Below are 16,169 nucleotides of genomic sequence, written 5' to 3' on the forward strand. Positions count from 1 at the left end.
ATGCTATACGCCCTCCTGCGGAAAATACAATCCTTTTCCATGCGGCGGACCCGCCCTCTCCATTCAGGCCCGCTCTTTTCCGGACATCCCTGCTTGACACTCCTGCAATAACGGCTAAACATTAACGGACAGCGCCTCACTTCCCGCGTGCGGGCGGCTGTTCCGCAACTATCCGACCTTTCTCCCATGACAGAACCTTCCTCTTCCTTTCCGGAGCGTCCATCCCTTCCGCCTTCCTGCCCCACCTCCGTCCGCAGAGATCCGCAGTCCCTGCTTTCCCCTTCCTGGTGGAGGCATGGGCACATCCCGCTGCTTGTCCTGATTGCCAGCGGCTTTGCCGCGGATTTCATGTTCGGTACATTGGAGGGCCTGGGCATCGGTACTGCGCTGGGCCTTCTGCTGTACACGGCGGCCTTTCTGGCACTGAGAACGGACCTCAGCCGGAAGGAGCAGGTGTTCCTTGTTTTCATGGCCGTGCTGAACGCTGCTGCGGCAGGCGCCAACCTGACTTCCTTTACCCAGTTCAATCTGCTCATCGGCCTGGGGCTGCCCGTGGTGATAACGTTCCTGCCGCGGAAAGAGGGCAACAGCTTTGACCCTGCCAAACGGTACGTCACCTGGTGGGGCTATAAATTTTTCCGGGTGACCCAGGCAAAAGAGGCGGCCGCAAACGTCCTGGGGAAAATTCCGCTTGCAGGCAGCGTCGCCATCGGAGTCATTCTGTTCCTGGTCTTCCTGTCCATCTTTGCGGACGGGAACCCTGTGGTCGCCGCCGTCAGAACAGCCATGAACAAATGGTTCTGGAGCTATTGCTCCTGGCTGGTTCCGGATATGGGAACGGTAGCGGACATCCTCCTGTGGTGCCTGGGAGCCCTGGCATTCGGCATTGCAGCCATGCCGCGCTCCCGCTCTTCCTTCCCGGAACAACACCCCGTGCGTCCGGGCAGCCCCTGGCTCCCGCACCTCCCCGCCGTTTCCCTGCTGTTCATCAACCTGGCTTTTCTGGTCAACAACGGCACGGACGTGGCGTTTTTATGGCGGGGAAGCGTTCCTGACGGCATCTCCCAGACCGCCTATCTGCACGACGGGGCGGACTCCATCATGCTGGCGGCCTTTCTTTCCGCCCTGGTGCTGCTGGTCCTGTTCCGTCCGGAAGGCTCCGTGCGGGCGTCAAAAACGGGAATCGTCCTGGGCTTCATCCTGGCGGCGCAGACGGGGCTGCTCGCCGCCAGCGTGGGCATGAGGCTGTATTTCCAGATAAAAGATTTCGGCTTCTCTCCCAACCGCGTCACGGCCGGCATCTATTTGCTGATGGGAGCCTGCTTCCTGTACCTTCTCTTCCGCTACATGGCCGGTCATGGAAACTGGCTGCGTTATGGAAAACTCTGCGGCGCCACAGCCCTTGTTTTCCTGGCCCTGACCGGGCTCCGCAGTCCGTCCCAACTGAGCGGCGACCTGAACCTGATGACGATGGACAGACAGCCGGACTGGTATTTCAGCGATGGAGACCTGCCGCGCTTTGAACTCCGGGACAACATCCCCTTCGCCATGGCCGTCTACCGCCGGCTGGGAGGGGATACGGAAGCCGGAGCCAACGTTTACGCCATGACCCGGGAAGCCCTCCATGCCGAAAGCCGCATTTGGAACTGGCGTTCCCGCAACCTGCGGAAATGGAGACGGGACCGGCAGAGGATGCAGTTCCGGCAGCTTCCCGAACCCACGGCACAAGCCACCTACGGCACGGATGCGTGGCGTCCTTCCTCCCGGCCCACCGGAATGAGGCCGAACTGACGGAGGGGCCGGTTCCTGCGGCGCGGGGAAGATTTTCATCTCCCCGGCTTGTCAAGGAGCCGTATTTTTTGCATCATGCTTCTCCGTTATGCAGAAACGACGCGTCGTCATCCTGGGTTCCACCGGTTCCATCGGAACCAGCGCCCTGAAAGTCGCCCGGGACATTCCGGACAGAATGGAAATCGTGGGGCTGGCCGCCGGAACCAGCGTGGAGGCGCTGGCCCGCCAGGCACGGGAATTCAATGTCCGCAACGTATGCATTTTTGACCCGTCCGGGGCGGACAAGCTGGCGCGCGCCCTTCCCGGCGCCCAGGTGGAAACGGGAGAGGAAGGCCTGTGCCGCCTGGCGCAGCTTCCGGAGGCGGACATGGTGCTGATCTCCATCGTGGGGACTGCCGGCCTCAAGCCCGCACTGGCCGCCATTGAAGCAGGCAAGGACCTCGCCATCGCCAGCAAGGAAATTCTGGTCATGGCCGGCCAGATTGTCATGGAAAAGGCGCGCCAAGCAGGTGTGCAGGTGCTTCCGGTGGACAGCGAACATAACGCCATCTTCCAGTGCCTGAACGGCAGCCACGGCGGACCGGATGCCGTTTCCCGCCTGATTCTGACGGCGTCCGGCGGCCCCTTCCGCACCTGGAAGAAGGAAGACCTGGAGCACGTCACGCTGGAACAGGCCCTCAAGCACCCCACCTGGAGCATGGGCCGGAAAATCACCATAGACTCCGCCACCCTGTTCAACAAGGGGCTGGAAATGATTGAGGCCCGCTGGCTGTTTGATGTTCCCATGGAAAAGGTGGACGTCATCGTTCACCCGCAGAGCATCGTGCATTCCATGGTGGAATACCGGGACGGCACGGTGCTGGCCCAGATGAGCAGCTCGGACATGTGCTTCCCCATCCAGTACGCCGTCACGTGGCCGGACCGCGTTCCCAACTCCCTCAGGCAGCTCAACTTTGCGGAGATAGGCCAGCTGGTGTTCGAGGCGCCCCGTCCGGACGCCTTCCCCGCCCTGGACCTGGCGCGCAGGGCCGGCGCCAGCAGCAGCACCCTGGCCGCCGTCTACAACGCCGCCAATGAAGTGGCGGTGGACGCCTTCATTCAGGGAAAACTCACCTTCCCCGGCATCTGGAGACTGGTGGAAGCCGTCATGAACGACCATTCCCCGGCAGATCCCCGCGGAGAGCTGGCCCCCATCCTGGAAGCGGACCAGTGGGCCAGGCGGCGCGCGGCGGAACTGATTCCTTCCCTTTCCCGCCCTTCCTGACGCCATGACCGCCCGGATTCCCGCCGGAGCGCCCCCCCGGGCGGCGCGCATCACCATCCTGGACATCCTCCGGGCGCTGGCCCTGCTGGGCATCGTCATCGTCCACGCGCACGACCACTTCAACCTGTACCTCCCCATGCCCCCGGCGGAGGGATGGCAGGCCGCGGCCAACAGCGCGGCGGACTGGGCCTACGAACACCTTTTCGTCAGCAAATCCTTCCTTCTCTTCTCCTTCCTGTTTGGCCTCAGCTTCTTCATCCAGCTGGACAGGCAGGAACAGAAAGGCGTCGACTTCCGGAAGCGCTTCATGTGGCGGCTGGCGCTCCTGTTCCTGCTTGGGCTGGCGCACACCCTTTTTTATGACGGGGACATCCTCACCATCTTCGGCGTGCTGGGCTTTGCCCTGGTGGCCCTGTACAAACGCGGCACGCCTCTTCTCGTCATCCTCTGCCTGCTGTGCCTGATGCAGCCCGTCGCCTTCATGGACACGCTGTCCCGCGCCGGACTGGCGGACCTGTGGCCGCATTCCTCCGGCTGGTTCCACCCGGCCTCCCCGGCGGCAGGCCCTTCGCGTGAATTCCTGTACGCCCACGGCAGCTGGGGGGAAGCGGCCCTGTGGAACCTGACGCAGGGCCAGGCGGGCAAATGGCAGTTCTTCCTGCTCAGCGGCCGCATCTGGCAGACGCTGGGCCTCTTCATCCTGGGCATGCTGGCGGGGAGATGGCAGGTCTTTGTGGACGCTCCGAACAAGCGCCGCCTGTTTCTGCGGATGCTTGGAATCTCCGGAGCCCTGTTTCTGGCTCTGCTGGCGGCGCGCCTGCTCCTCACCTCCCGGCTGGACTCCGCGCTGGGAGCGGACGCTGGACACCTTCTGCACCAATGGGAAAACCTCGCCTATACCGCGGCCTTCGTCTCCGCCGCCGTCCTGCTGTTCACCCATCCCGGCCTGCCCCTGCCATCCAGGCTGCTCAGCAGCGCCGGAAAATGCACGCTGACGTGCTACGTCTCCCAAACGCTGGTATTCACGTTCCTGTTCTTCGGGTGGGGGCTGGGACTGGCGCAGGGCATGGGACCGTGGGCTTGCCTGTGCGCCGCCGTTGCCGTCTTCCTGCTTCAAGCCTGGGCGTGCCGCCTCTGGCTAACGCGCTTCCTGTACGGCCCCCTGGAATGGCTCTGGCGCACCGCCACCATGTGCCGCATGCAGCCGTTCCGCAAGCGCATGCCATAGGAAGGGCGCCCCTTCTTCCTCCCTGCGTCTGTTAAAGCCCGGTTTCCCCGGAAGAAGGGGGAATAAAGCGCATGGCCTCCTGCGTCCGGTCCGCGATAAAGCCGTTCCTTTCGTAAAAAGGCACTCCTTCGCGGTAGGAGGTGAGCACCACGTTCAAATACCCGGCATAGCGCCTTTTGCACAGCTCCAGCAGGCGGGAGCCGACGCCGCACCCCTGGTACAGCGGATGCACCAGCAGGTAATGGACATACGCCGTCATGGTTCCGTCATCCATGGCGGCGATCAGTCCCGCCAGCCTGCCGCCGTCCCAGGCGGAAAACACGGCCCCGTAATGGAGCAATGCCCTCGCCAGGCGTTCCGGATGCCGTCCGGATTCCCATTGGACGGAAAGGAACAATTCCTCCAGCGCCGCCGGAGAGAATTCTTTGGTGTCACTATAGGAAAGAACCATGGAAAAAGCATTTGTCCGTAAAAAAGGCTTTCCGCCCTGCAGGGCGGAAAGCCTGAAAAAAGAGGGAAAAGCGCTTCACTCGTCGTCTTCCGCGTCAAAGGCGGAATCTTCCGAATCAAAGTCCTCATCCAGGTGGGCGGTGAATTTCTTCACGCGCTGCTGGACGGGAAGCGGGGAGAGCACCATGTGCATGGTGTTGCCGGCCAGGCGCGGAGCCTGGTCCACCTGCGCCATGGTCTTCAAGTCCGCAATGACCTTGTTGAACATGTCATAGCCAAGTTCCTGGTGGGCGTTCTCACGGCCGCGGAAGCGGAGCTGGAAACGGACCTTGTGGCCATGGTCCAGGAAGCTTTCCGCACGGGCCAGCTTCACGTTGTAGTCGTTCGTGTCCGTCCCGATGCGGAGTTTGACTTCCTTAAGCTTGATCGTGCGGCTCTTGTTGTTTTTCTGGAGCTTGGACTGCTGGTACTTGTACCGTCCATAGTCCACCACGCGGCACACGGGCGGATCGGCATTGCCCGCCACTTCCACCAGGTCCAGGCCCAGGGCCTTCGCCTTTTCCAGCGCGTCGCGCGTATTCATGACGCCGAGCTGGTCGCCGTTGGCGGTCACCACGCGCACGCGGGGGGCACGGATGCGTTCATTCACACGGGTTTGATCACCGCGCTCACGGCGGCGATTACCATCATTATTCTTCGTTGGCTTGATTGGCACGTCCGGATACTACTAAACTAAATAAAATAACTTGGCAACTCAAATCATGGGGGAAATATGACGCTCCGCAATTTCCCTGACCACAACGTCCGCAAACTGTTCAAAGGGCATCGCCCCCAGGTCTCCCTTGTCCCGGTGGCGGACGGAAACGGTGCCTTCCTCCGCCTCACGCTGGCCGAGCACCAGCATGTAGGGAACGCGGTCCAGGCGGGCGTTGCGGATCTTCGCGCCGATCTTGTCCGGAGTTTCATCCACCGTCACGCGCACTCCCCTGGCGGCCAGGGCGGCGCGGTGCGCGGCGGCCACGTCCATCACCTTGTCGGAGATGGGGAGCACGCGCACCTGTTCCGGTGAAAGCCAGGTGGGGAATTTCCCTTCAAAGTGCTCAATCAGCAGGCCCGTGAAGCGCTCCATGGAGCCGAAGGGCGCGCGGTGCACCATCACGGGGCGGTGCGGCTTGTTGTCCGCTCCGGTGTAATGTAAGTCAAAGCGTTCCGGCAGGTTGTAGTCCACCTGCACGGTGCCTAGCTGCCATTCGCGCCCGATGGCGTCGCGCACGATGAAGTCGATCTTGGGGCCGTAAAAGGCGGCTTCCCCGGCTTCCTCGCTGTAATCCGCGCCCAGCCATTCCGCGGCTTCCCGCAGGGCCTGTTCCGCCTTGTCCCAGTTTTCCGGAGAGCCCACGTATTTGTCGCTTTCCGGGTCGCGCATGGAAAGGCGCACGCGGTAGTCCGTCATGCCCAGGGTGCCGAAGATGGTTTTCACAATACCCAGGCACTGGCGGATTTCCCCGGCAAGCTGGTCAGGCGTGCAGAAAATGTGGGCGTCGTCCTGCGTAAAGCCGCGCACGCGGGTCATGCCGCCCAGCTCACCGCTCTGTTCCCAGCGGTACACGGTTCCGAACTCCGCCAGCCGAACGGGAAGGTCCCGGTAGGAATGGGCGTCATTCGCGTAAATCTTGATGTGGTGCGGGCAGTTCATCGGCTTGAGCATGTAGCCCTCAATGGTGCCGTCAGCCAGCCCGTTGAACAGTTCCGCGCAGGAAGCCCCTTCCTGGCTCAGCTTTTCCATGGCGTCCCGTTCCGGGATGGGCGCGTACTGGCTTTCCTGGTAATACGGGAAGTGGCCGGACGTGCGGTACAGGTCCAGCTTGCCGATGTTGGGGGTGTACACCTGGGAATAGCCCAGCTTGTCCAGCTCCTGCGTGATGAAATCCTGAAGGGAGCGGCGGATGAGAGCCCCTTTGGGCTTCCAGAGGATCAGGCCCTGGCCCACGGCCTCGTCAATGCAGAAGAGCCCCAGTTCACGGCCCAGCTTGCGGTGGTCGCGGCGGCGCGCTTCCTCCAGCCGTTCCAGGTGCTCGTCAAGCTGGGTGCGGTTCGGGAAGCAGGTGCCGTAAATGCGCTGGAGCATGGGGCGGTTCTTGTCCCCCTTGTAAAAGGCGCTCGCCACGCTCATGACCTTGAACGCCTTGCAGTTCCCCGTGCGGCCCACGTGCGGGCCGGCGCACAGGTCCGTAAAATCACCGTTGCGGAACAGGGAAATCTCCTCGTCTTCCGGAATGTCGTTCAGCAGGTCGATCTTGAAGCGGGAAGGCTCGCTGCGGGGCCCCAGGGCGCCCAATTCCCCGGATTCCGCCATCTTCATGGCCTCCGCGCGGGAAATAACTTCCTTCTGGAAAGGCTGGTTTTCCTTCACCACCTTCTTCATCTCCTCCTCAATGCGCTCAAAATCCTCTGTGCTGATGCGGTGGTCCAGCTCCACGTCGTAATAAAAACCGTTATCCACGGCGGGGCCGCCGGCCAGCTGGGCGTCCGGCCAGAGGCGGCAAATGGCCGTAGCCAGAACGTGTGCGCAGGAGTGGCGCAGCCGTTCCAGATCAGACATCTGATGGCGTTCTTCAAGAGTCTTTCTTTCCTTGTGTTCGGACATACGCGCATTAGTTAACCTCCCCCAGGCACTGTTGGCAAATGCAAAAAACCCTCCTCTCCAAAAATTCAAGGCATGAACGCCGCGGAGACTTTCCGGAAGAGAACGAACACTCTCCCCTTTTTCTTCTTTACGGTTGCCGCACTGGAAAATCCGGTATAACAAGAAATTCATGCTGAATGTCATCTGCCATACCTTGGGAGCCGCTCTTCTTCTGCTTGGCATATGGATCATTCTGCAGGACTGGTACGTTTTCATCTCCCTTCATTTCACCAAGTCTGAACGATGGAACAGCTTTTCCTTCACACCATTCGCAGGAGGAATCCTCAGTTGCGCCGCTCTCCGGCTTCTTCCTCCTACCCGAGAAATGGGCATCCGATGGCTTCCCATCCTTCCGGATTCCGGTGTCATCCTGTACAGCGTCCATCTGGTTAAACAATTCTTCAAGTTTCTTTTTCGTCGTTCCCCATAAGCATTTTCTCATTTTGCACCATCGCGGGGAGAACTGGAAAAAACGGAATGCAACCATTTACCTTCCATCCGCTATCCCTCCCTCAACGAGTGATTTACACCTGCGGCCGTTTATGCCATAGTGGCGGCCAGCGGTTATGAAAATCCTCCCCCTCTCCCTTCTCTGCCTCTGCCTGCCCTGCGGCCTCTCCCGGGGCGACCAGCCGCCGGACGGCTCCCCCGTCCGCTTCCAGATCAGCATGGACCAGGCCGCGGAACACAAGGCTCCGGAACCGGACCCTGTTCCGGACCAGAGCACGCCGTTCAATGCGGCCAGGCTGCTGCTCCGCGCCCTTCAGGAAAAAACTGACTGGAAAAACGAACCGTACAAATCCCTGCCCGCCACCTCCCCCTTTGTAGGCCAGCTCAAGCTGAAAAGCATCCTTTCCCGCATGGAGGCGGTCCAGGCGTATGTAACCGGAGCGGCCCCGGAACGTCCCCCTTTTGTGGATGAAGCCTCCATCATCACCCAGGGAGACCTGGCGATGGCCTACATCCTGTTGCCGGACAAGACAAACCCGTACGTCTATGCAGCCACTGCGGTGGCCCTGGTGAAAAAGGGCGGCCAGTGGAAGGCCTCCCTGACCCCAGGGAGCTTTGACAATACGTTCCTTCCCTTTGACGACCAAATCCGGGAGGAAGCGAAAAAAATATCAGCGGAAGCCAAGAAGAAAATCTTCGGCCTCGCCCACCAGTACTCCGTGGCCGCCGTCAAAGCCGCCCTGGAGCACATCAAGCGGTTCCGTGTGGAAGCCGTAAAGGGGAAATCGGACGACGAACTCAAGACCCTGCTCATCCGCACCGTGAAAGGGGATGACCCGGCACGCATTGCCGCCCTGCTCGTTTCCCCGTACTACATGGAATCCGCCATCACCCAGAGCGCCCGGCTCACCCCCGTGGTCAAGGCCATGCGCCTTCAGGACAGGAGGGAGGAAAGCCGCTACATCCAGCCCACCAACCTCAGCTTCATGACCTTTCCGAACACCATCCTGGTTCCCCTGCGCCCCCATCCGGATGACCAGACAGACCCGAACAAAACGGATGAGGACCAGCAGGAAGCCGCCAATAAGAACAATGCGAAGAAGAGCGGCAAGGACATTCACAGCATTGCGGCCATGACCATCCTGCCCCCGCGCATGAGCATGCCGGACACGGACAAGCCCGCTCTCATTTACCGCTATGCGCTGGAGAAAATCAAGGACCCCACGGATGGCTTCCCCGTCTTCAAAATGTATCTGACGGACGCCTTCACTTCATGGAACCTGAAAGCGGACGAATCCACCACCGCCCGCATCATGGCGGATTTCCACCGGACCTACCCCCCCCTGGCCTTTCCCACGCCGGAAGAGGCCGTGACCGCCGCCGGGCGCGCCCTGGCGAACCGGGACAGCCTGGCCATGATACGCATGCTGGCTCCGGCCAAATTCGCCTCCGTGAAGGAATTTGAAGACGCGCTCTCCCAGTTGAAAACGGTCATGGGCAGGATCCCCGCCCCCCGGACCGAGGTGAAGGAAAAAGGCGCTCCCGTCGTCAAGGCTGCCTACGTTCCCGTCACCAGGGACGGCGCCCCCGGCATCAAGGCCACCATCGGCGTGCGGCCCGCTTCCAGAAACGGATTCTCCGTCAACAACCTGTACCTTACCAAAACAGACAGCGGCTGGATGATCACCGGAGCTGATGTGGAGAACCCGCTGGCGCTGGACGAACAAAAAAAACCCTGAAAACCGCCCGGGGAACGCCCGCCCCTCTATCACACAACCTTTTCCATTATCACACCATGATGAATCTACCGATACGGCCGCGCCGCAACAGAAAATCCGCCAACATCCGGGGCCTCATCCGGGAAACCTCCCTCTCCCCGGAACACCTCATTTATCCGGTCTTCGTCCATGAAGGAACCGGGAACCAGCCCATTTCCTCCCTGCCCGGCTGCACGCGCTGGAGCGTCAAGGGCCTGGTGGAGGAAGCCAAGCGCCTGATGGACCTGGGCATCCGCACGCTGGACCTTTTCCCGGCCATCCCGGACGGAAAGAAAACCCCGGACGCCTGTGAGGCCTGCAACCCTGACGGCCTCATTCCGCGCACCATTTACGCGCTCAAGAGCGAGGTGCCCGGCATCACCGTCATGACGGACGTGGCACTGGACCCCTACAATTCAGACGGTCACGACGGCCTGGTGGAATTCCGCTCCGACGGCACGATGGAAATCCTCAATGACGACTCCGTGGAGGTTCTCTGCCGCCAGGCTCTGTGCCACGCGGACGCCGGGGCGGACATCGTCTCCCCCAGCGACATGATGGACGGCCGCGTGGCCGCCATCCGCGCCACCCTGGATTCCGAGGCCCTGGACGACGTCTCCATCATGGCCTATACCGCCAAGTACGCCAGCGCCCTGTACGGGCCGTTCCGCGGCGCGCTGGAAAGCGCGCCGAAGGAGGGGGACAAGAAAACATACCAGATGGACCCCGGCAACATCCGTGAAGCCCTGAGGGAAGCGCAGCTGGATGAAGCGGAAGGCGCGGACATCCTGATGGTGAAACCCGCCACGCTGTATCTGGACGTGATGGCCGCCATGCGGAAGCACGTGACGCTGCCGATAGCCGCCTACCACGTCAGCGGGGAATACCTGATGATCAAATCCGCCGTGGCTTCCGGCTGGCTGGATGAACGGGAAACCGTTCTGGAGACTCTAACCTCCATCCGGCGCGCCGGGGCGGACATGATCCTCACGTATTACGCCCCCCAGGCTGCCGAATGGCTTAAACAACGCTGACGCCGCACGGCCTCCGCACAGGAGGTGGACGTACGGTCCAGAATACCGCTCTCCGCATGTCTACCTCCACAAAAATATTTGTCGGCATCGTGATCGTCGTCGTCATGGCGCTCACCTCCCTCTGGGGCGTCTATGCCCCCACCTTCTCGGAAGCCTACGTACTGCCCGTACAGATGACGACGGCGGACGGCGCCCCGCTGGGCAACTTCCAGTGCCGCCCGGTGGCCGCGGAAAACGGGAAGACGCTCCTGGTCTTCCGGGATACGGACTTCCTGCGCCAGACCACGGGGAACATGGTCCATTCCAAAATCATCCTTTCCTACAAGGGCACGCCGTTCTTTGAAGGCATCGTCCCCGGCCCCATGGAGGCCATAGAAATTCCCTCCGGGAACCTTCCGCCCCAGTTCCAGGCGCTCCAGCAGAACTGACCTGGGCTGCTCCGGAAAAGAAAACCTCCGGACCGGGAACCGCCCTGTTATGGCATTGTTACTGAAAGGGCGCAGGTTTCTCTATACAAACGGGGAAACATTGTGGTTTTATAGAATCAAACGATGAGTGATTCAGCCTATACCATTCTGATTGCGGAGGATGACGACAGCATCAGGCACGCCCTGACGGACGTGCTGACCGCATCCGGCTACGAGGTGCTGGCGCTGGAAGAGGGCCTGGCCGCCATCCGCGCCGTGCGTGAACGCAACTTTGACCTGGCCCTGCTGGACGTAGCCATGCCGGGAGCTGACGGCTTCCAGGTGCTCCAGGTCATGTCTGCGGAGCGCCCCGGCACGCCCGTCATCATGCTCACGGCGCGCGGGGAGGAGGAGGACCGCGTGCAAGGGCTCAAGCTGGGGGCGGACGACTACATCGTCAAGCCGTTCAGCATCCGGGAGCTGCTCGCCCGCATCGAGGCCGTGCTGCGCAGATCCCCGGAACGGCCGCGCCAGCTCCGGGAAATCCGGATCCCCGGCGCATCCCTGGACAGCGCCAACCGCCTGCTCACCTTTGAGGACGGAAAGGAAACCTCCCTGACCGCACGGGAATTCGAATTCCTCACGTACATGGCCACCCACCCCAACCGCGTCATCACGCGGGACGAACTGCTCCGGCGCGTGTGGGACGTGGACCCGCGCCTGACGGATACGCGCTCCGTGGAAATGACCGTCATGCGCCTCCGGGACAAGCTGGGGACCGTCGCGGCCGCCCCGCTGGAAACGCTCAGAAGCCAGGGCTACCGCTGGAACTCATCCTTCGTCTCCTGACCCGTGAACCGGCGCATACGCATCACTCTGCTGGCAATCAGCCTGCTGCTGGTCATCGGCACGCTCGGATGGCTCACCCACGTTCTGCTGGTGCAGGCGGAGGAAACGGGCCGCTCCGAACAGCGCATCAGGGTGGAGGCCCTGGCTCATGAAGCCAAGCTGGAAATGGACCGCCTCCTGACCTCCTTCATCACCTTTGAACAGGCCCGCGGCTACTTTGAATATCAGCCCTTTTACGCCTACAAGCGCCCTTATGACCAGCGCATGGGCTCCCCGGAACCCGGAGAGGCCGCCCGCGGCTCCAACCTCTCCTCCTACCTGCCGGACTACGTCACGGCCTATATCCAGATTTCCCCCTCCGGCCATGTAACCGGACCCGCGCTGGACCCGCAGCTTGCCGAACATCTGAATGAGCAGAAGGACCTCTACCAGCGGCTGAACGGCAAGGTCTCCGCCCTCACCTCCGTGCCGTCCAGCGGCAACCTCTGGACGGACATCCGGAATGAAATCCTGCATGAAGCCCCGGAACCTGAGCCGACGGCATCCGGCACGCCGGCCCAGGTGGAAACCGTCACCTCCTTCGTCCCAGTGGAAGACGGGGGGAACCTCTATATCCTGCGCCAGGTGCACACCAGCCGCGGCGTCTATTTGCAGGGGGCCCTGATGAACATGGACAACCTGAACCGGCGGCTGCCCGGCCAGGTAAAGCTGTTGCTTCCCCACAGCTGCCTGGCTACCTTCGATCCCTCCGCCCCGCCTCCCGCAGAAGCGCGGCAGACGGGCACGCTCCCCTTTGCCAACGCCCCCCTGGTCTTTCTGCCGGGAGACACAGGAGCCGTCCCCCTCCAGGACTACAAGAAAATGCTGACCTGGACGCTCACGCTCATCTGGAGCATGGTGCTGCTGGGCGCGGCAGGCGTCATCTGGCTCATGCTGGGCACCTTCCGCCTGGAGCAGCGCCGCGGGGACTTCGTCTCCGCCGTCACCCATGAACTCAGGACGCCGCTCACCTCCTTCTCCCTGTATACGGAAATGCTGGAGGACGGCATGGTGCCGGAGCAGAAAAAGCCGGAATACTACGCCAACATGCAGCGGGAATGCCGCCGCCTGGAACACCTGATTGAAAACGTGCTCTCCTACTCCCGGCTCCAGCGGAACGCCATCCGCCGCACGCGGGATACGCTCACCTGCCAGGAACTCTTTGAACCCATTGCGGAAAAAATAGACCGCCGGCTCCGGGAGGCGGGTATCAGCTTCTCCTTTGCCCTGGCGCAGCCCATCCGCATCCTGCCCATTCATACGGATGCCGTCTCCGTGGAGCAGATCATGGACAACCTGACCTCCAACGCCATTAAATACGCCAAGGGGGAAAACGCCAAAGTCCAGCTCACCGTCCAGGCGGACCGCCACAACATCGTCATCCGCTTCCGGGACAACGGCCCGGGCATCTCTCCGAAAAACCGCAAGCTGGTGTTCAAGCCCTTCCGGCGCACGAAGGACGCCTCCGACAGCCGCAAGCCCGGCGTAGGCCTGGGACTGGCGCTGGCCAAGGATACGGCACGCTCCCTGGGGGGGGACCTGAAACTGGAATTCGGCACCTTGGGGGGGGCCAGCTTCCTGCTGACACTTCCCAAATCCTGACCCCGCCAAGGGGCCTGCACGCCTCCATCTGCTTCCCGGCCCGCGCGGAACCATCTTTCCTCTTCCATCACATCCCCTTCCCTTGCCCGGCCGTTCCACAAAACATCCCGCCCGGGAAAATCCCGTCCGGCATGCTATGCGCTTGCCTTCACGTGACGGATATGTGACATTGAACCGCAACGCACGGCGGGACGAAAAATTCCCGTTCCACCCAGGAATATCCGCCTTCCCTTCCGGCGCGGCGGAGCGCAAAACGCATGGACATGCTATCATGAGTAAAAGGATTTTGATCACCGGAGGAGCCGGCTTCATCGGCTCCCACCTCAGCGAACGGCTTCTGAAAGAAGGCCATGAAGTCATCTGCATGGACAACTTCTTCACGGGCAGCAAGCAAAACCTCCTTCACCTGGCGGACTATCCCGGATTTGAAATAATCCGCCATGACGTCACCGTTCCCTGCGTGATGGAAGTGGACCAAATCTACAACCTGGCCTGTCCCGCCTCCCCTCCCCATTACCAGTTTGACCCCATCCACACGGTTAAAACCTCCGTGCTGGGCGCGCTGAACATGCTGGGCCTCGCCAAACGGTGCAAGGCCAGAATCCTCCAGGCTTCCACCAGCGAGGTATACGGCGACCCCATGGTCCATCCCCAGCCGGAAACCTACTGGGGCAACGTCAATCCCGTGGGCGTCCGCTCCTGTTACGATGAAGGCAAAAGATGCGCGGAAACCCTGTTCATGGACTACCGCCGCATGAACGGGGTGGACATCCGCATCATCCGCATCTTCAACACCTACGGACCGCGCATGAACCCGAACGACGGCCGCGTGGTATCCAACTTCATCGTGCAGGCGCTGAAAGGGGAAGACATCACCATTTACGGAACGGGCAGGCAGACCCGCAGTTTCCAGTACGTGGACGACCTGGTGGAAGGCATGGTCCGCATGATGAACACGGAAGGCTTTTCAGGCCCTGTGAACCTGGGAAATCCCGTGGAATTCACCATGCTGGAACTGGCGGAAAAAGTCATTGAAATGACGGGTTCTTCTTCCAAAACGGTCTTCCGTCCCCTGCCCCTGGACGACCCGGCCCAGCGCAAGCCGGACATTCGGCTGGCGGGAGAAAAACTGGGTTGGAAGCCCAATATTCCGCTGGAAAAAGGCCTTGAAAAAACCATCGCCTACTTCCGGAGCATTCTGTAGCGTTTCCGAGGCGCCGCATGCTTATGCGGCAACTTAATCATTATTGGCGAACTGATTTCATTAAAAGGCGTGGCTTACAGCCGCGTTCCTTTCGGTTGCCGCATAGGCAAGCGGCGCTCCAAGGAAGCAATCCGGAAATTCCGGGAAGCTTCCCATGCGGTCCATGAACTCCGGCATGCCGAGCGGCTCATTACCCGTTTTTGGCTGGTGCGGTAAAACGGTTCGGCTAAAATGAATTGTTATGAAACATGCCGACGCCCACGGAATCTATTCCACTCAAGCCACTGTCCGCACTTATGAAAGCGGTGCGGACGGCCTCATGAAACCGGAAACGGTTCTGCACTGGTTTCAGGAAATAGCGGAGGCCCACGCCTCCTCCCTCGGCTTCGGCTATGACTTTGTGATGTCCCGCGACCTGGCCTGGGTGGAAGTGCGCCTGAACACGGCCATCAGCCGCCTCCCCCGGTGGAAGGAAACGGTGGAACTCCGCACCTGGACCGCGCAGGAAACGCCGCTGCTGGCGCGCCGCAATCTGGAAATAAGGGACGCCCAGGGAAACCGCATCGTCACGGCAAGCTGCCTGTGGGCCGTCATTGACGTACGCCGCAGACGCCCGGTGCCGTTGAACAGGCACATTGATGCCTTCCCGGATACTCCGTGTGAAGAAACGGTGGCTCCGGCAGCCATGGATACCTCGGGCCTTCTGCCGACCATCCGGGAATGGATGGCGGAACGCCGCGATACGGACTTCAACCGCCACATCAACAATGCCGCCTACCTGGTCTGGGCGCTGGAATCCCTGCCGGATTCCTGGCTGGAGAACCATGAATTGACGGGAATCCACCTGCATTTCAAGAAGGAAACCCATGCGGGAGAATCCATGAAATCCCTGCTGTTCCGCCAGGACTCCCTCACCTCCCACCACATCATGCACGGAGACGAACTGCGGGCGGAAGCAGTGCTGGAATGGAAAGCCGCCGCAATCGCATAAAAAAGGCCCTATTCCACGCCTGCCGGATTTTTCTGACATCAGACAGCGGACGAGGGCGCGCAGGAGTATTCTGCGCGGTTTTATAGAATCGGAAGGGGCGTGCCGTGTGGAGGGCGGAGAGCGGCGCGGGGAGAGTAATGGACAAAATGGACTTGATGGACAGGATGGACACCATTTTCTTTTTTCTACTCTGTCCTTTCAGCCCACACGGCCTATTACTCCGGAGGACGCTATTTCCTTACACAAGCAGGGCCGCCCCGGCTCTTGTCCGCAACGGCCCTGCTGGCTTGGAGAGCAGAGCGTCTCCGCTCCACTCTCCTCTCTCAACTTTCAACTCTCCTTAGAAGTCATACCGGTAGCCTACGCTTCCGTTCACCGAGTTGGCTCCGTCACGGAAGTCCGCGTTCCCGTTGATGA

The 16,169-nt window shown here is 61.2% G+C and carries 14 protein-coding genes; 10 read left to right on the top strand and 4 right to left on the bottom strand.

Features of this window, described 5'->3' with window-relative positions; translation table 11 throughout:
- Positions 1–186 precede the first annotated feature (186 nt).
- From HJW02_RS11520 to HJW02_RS11530, 3 genes are all read left to right on the top strand, one after another.
- A complete protein-coding gene (locus HJW02_RS11520; protein ID WP_102721735.1) occupies positions 187–1,791 on the top strand; it encodes a DUF4153 domain-containing protein in 1,605 nt (534 codons plus the stop codon).
- Between the two features lie 88 nt (positions 1,792–1,879).
- Positions 1,880–3,055, top strand: coding sequence for a 1-deoxy-D-xylulose-5-phosphate reductoisomerase (locus tag HJW02_RS11525; protein ID WP_102721736.1), 1,176 nt, complete (start codon positions 1,880–1,882; stop codon positions 3,053–3,055).
- A 4-nt stretch (positions 3,056–3,059) separates the two neighbouring features.
- Positions 3,060–4,283, top strand: coding sequence for a DUF418 domain-containing protein (locus tag HJW02_RS11530; RefSeq protein WP_102721737.1), 1,224 nt, complete (start codon positions 3,060–3,062; stop codon positions 4,281–4,283).
- Between the two features lie 31 nt (positions 4,284–4,314).
- Here the strand turns inward: HJW02_RS11530 and HJW02_RS13925 are convergent, their stop codons facing one another.
- From HJW02_RS13925 to HJW02_RS11550, 4 genes are all read right to left on the bottom strand, one after another.
- A complete protein-coding gene (locus HJW02_RS13925) occupies positions 4,315–4,734 on the bottom strand; it encodes a GNAT family N-acetyltransferase (protein WP_102721738.1) in 420 nt (139 codons plus the stop codon).
- Positions 4,735–4,809: 75 nt separating this feature from the next.
- On the bottom strand, positions 4,810–5,382 hold the full coding sequence (gene infC, locus HJW02_RS11540; protein ID WP_240454308.1) for a translation initiation factor IF-3: 573 nt from the start codon (positions 5,380–5,382) through the stop codon (positions 4,810–4,812).
- 105 nt (positions 5,383–5,487) lie between these two features.
- Positions 5,488–7,380, bottom strand: coding sequence for a threonine--tRNA ligase (gene thrS, locus HJW02_RS11545; protein ID WP_102721739.1), 1,893 nt, complete (start codon positions 7,378–7,380; stop codon positions 5,488–5,490).
- A gap of 127 nt (positions 7,381–7,507) precedes the next feature.
- A complete protein-coding gene (locus tag HJW02_RS11550; protein WP_102733176.1) occupies positions 7,508–7,861 on the bottom strand; it encodes a hypothetical protein in 354 nt (117 codons plus the stop codon).
- Between the two features lie 124 nt (positions 7,862–7,985).
- Here HJW02_RS11550 and HJW02_RS11555 point away from each other — a divergent pair, with 124 nt between their 5' ends.
- The 7 genes from HJW02_RS11555 (at position 7,986) to HJW02_RS11585 (ending at position 15,752) form a co-directional block, all read left to right on the top strand.
- Positions 7,986–9,608 (top strand): hypothetical protein, encoded by a 1,623-nt coding sequence (locus HJW02_RS11555; RefSeq protein WP_102721741.1) that lies wholly within the window; start codon positions 7,986–7,988, stop codon positions 9,606–9,608.
- Positions 9,609–9,667: 59 nt separating this feature from the next.
- A complete protein-coding gene (gene hemB / locus HJW02_RS11560) occupies positions 9,668–10,660 on the top strand; it encodes a porphobilinogen synthase (protein WP_180971058.1) in 993 nt (330 codons plus the stop codon).
- 56 nt (positions 10,661–10,716) lie between these two features.
- Positions 10,717–11,088: a hypothetical protein gene (locus HJW02_RS11565; RefSeq protein ID WP_022398096.1), complete on the top strand. Its 372-nt coding sequence runs from the start codon at positions 10,717–10,719 to the stop codon at positions 11,086–11,088.
- Positions 11,089–11,211: 123 nt separating this feature from the next.
- Positions 11,212–11,916, top strand: coding sequence for a response regulator transcription factor (locus HJW02_RS11570; RefSeq protein ID WP_022398097.1), 705 nt, complete (start codon positions 11,212–11,214; stop codon positions 11,914–11,916).
- A 3-nt stretch (positions 11,917–11,919) separates the two neighbouring features.
- Positions 11,920–13,557, top strand: coding sequence for a HAMP domain-containing sensor histidine kinase (locus tag HJW02_RS14165; protein WP_102721742.1), 1,638 nt, complete (start codon positions 11,920–11,922; stop codon positions 13,555–13,557).
- Between the two features lie 271 nt (positions 13,558–13,828).
- Entirely contained in the window at positions 13,829–14,761 is a 933-nt protein-coding gene (locus HJW02_RS11580; protein WP_102721743.1) for a UDP-glucuronic acid decarboxylase family protein, read from the top strand.
- 241 nt (positions 14,762–15,002) lie between these two features.
- Positions 15,003–15,752 carry an acyl-ACP thioesterase domain-containing protein gene (locus HJW02_RS11585; RefSeq protein ID WP_102721744.1) on the top strand — a complete coding sequence of 250 codons (750 nt, stop codon included), beginning with the start codon at positions 15,003–15,005 and terminating at the stop codon, positions 15,750–15,752.
- Positions 15,753–16,169 lie beyond the last annotated feature (417 nt).

It is taken from the genome of Akkermansia sp. GGCC_0220, assembly GCF_017566105.1.
Lineage (GTDB): Bacteria > Verrucomicrobiota > Verrucomicrobiia > Verrucomicrobiales > Akkermansiaceae > Akkermansia > Akkermansia massiliensis.

What these genes read in the sequence shown, in the direction of transcription:
- thrS (WP_102721739.1), bottom strand. Translation starts at nt 7,380, where the DNA reads ATGTCCGAACACAAGGAAAGAAAGACTCTTGAAGAACGCCATCAGATG.
- HJW02_RS11530 (WP_102721737.1), top strand. Translation starts at nt 3,060, where the DNA reads ATGACCGCCCGGATTCCCGCCGGAGCGCCCCCCCGGGCGGCGCGCATC.
- HJW02_RS11580 (WP_102721743.1), top strand. Translation starts at nt 13,829, where the DNA reads ATGAGTAAAAGGATTTTGATCACCGGAGGAGCCGGCTTCATCGGCTCC.
- HJW02_RS11520 (WP_102721735.1), top strand. Translation starts at nt 187, where the DNA reads ATGACAGAACCTTCCTCTTCCTTTCCGGAGCGTCCATCCCTTCCGCCT.
- HJW02_RS11585 (WP_102721744.1), top strand. Translation starts at nt 15,003, where the DNA reads ATGAAACATGCCGACGCCCACGGAATCTATTCCACTCAAGCCACTGTC.
- HJW02_RS11550 (WP_102733176.1), bottom strand. Translation starts at nt 7,861, where the DNA reads ATGAGAAAATGCTTATGGGGAACGACGAAAAAGAAACTTGAAGAATTG.
- HJW02_RS11555 (WP_102721741.1), top strand. Translation starts at nt 7,986, where the DNA reads ATGAAAATCCTCCCCCTCTCCCTTCTCTGCCTCTGCCTGCCCTGCGGC.
- HJW02_RS11570 (WP_022398097.1), top strand. Translation starts at nt 11,212, where the DNA reads ATGAGTGATTCAGCCTATACCATTCTGATTGCGGAGGATGACGACAGC.
- HJW02_RS11525 (WP_102721736.1), top strand. Translation starts at nt 1,880, where the DNA reads ATGCAGAAACGACGCGTCGTCATCCTGGGTTCCACCGGTTCCATCGGA.
- HJW02_RS13925 (WP_102721738.1), bottom strand. Translation starts at nt 4,734, where the DNA reads ATGGTTCTTTCCTATAGTGACACCAAAGAATTCTCTCCGGCGGCGCTG.
- HJW02_RS11565 (WP_022398096.1), top strand. Translation starts at nt 10,717, where the DNA reads ATGTCTACCTCCACAAAAATATTTGTCGGCATCGTGATCGTCGTCGTC.
- hemB (WP_180971058.1), top strand. Translation starts at nt 9,668, where the DNA reads ATGAATCTACCGATACGGCCGCGCCGCAACAGAAAATCCGCCAACATC.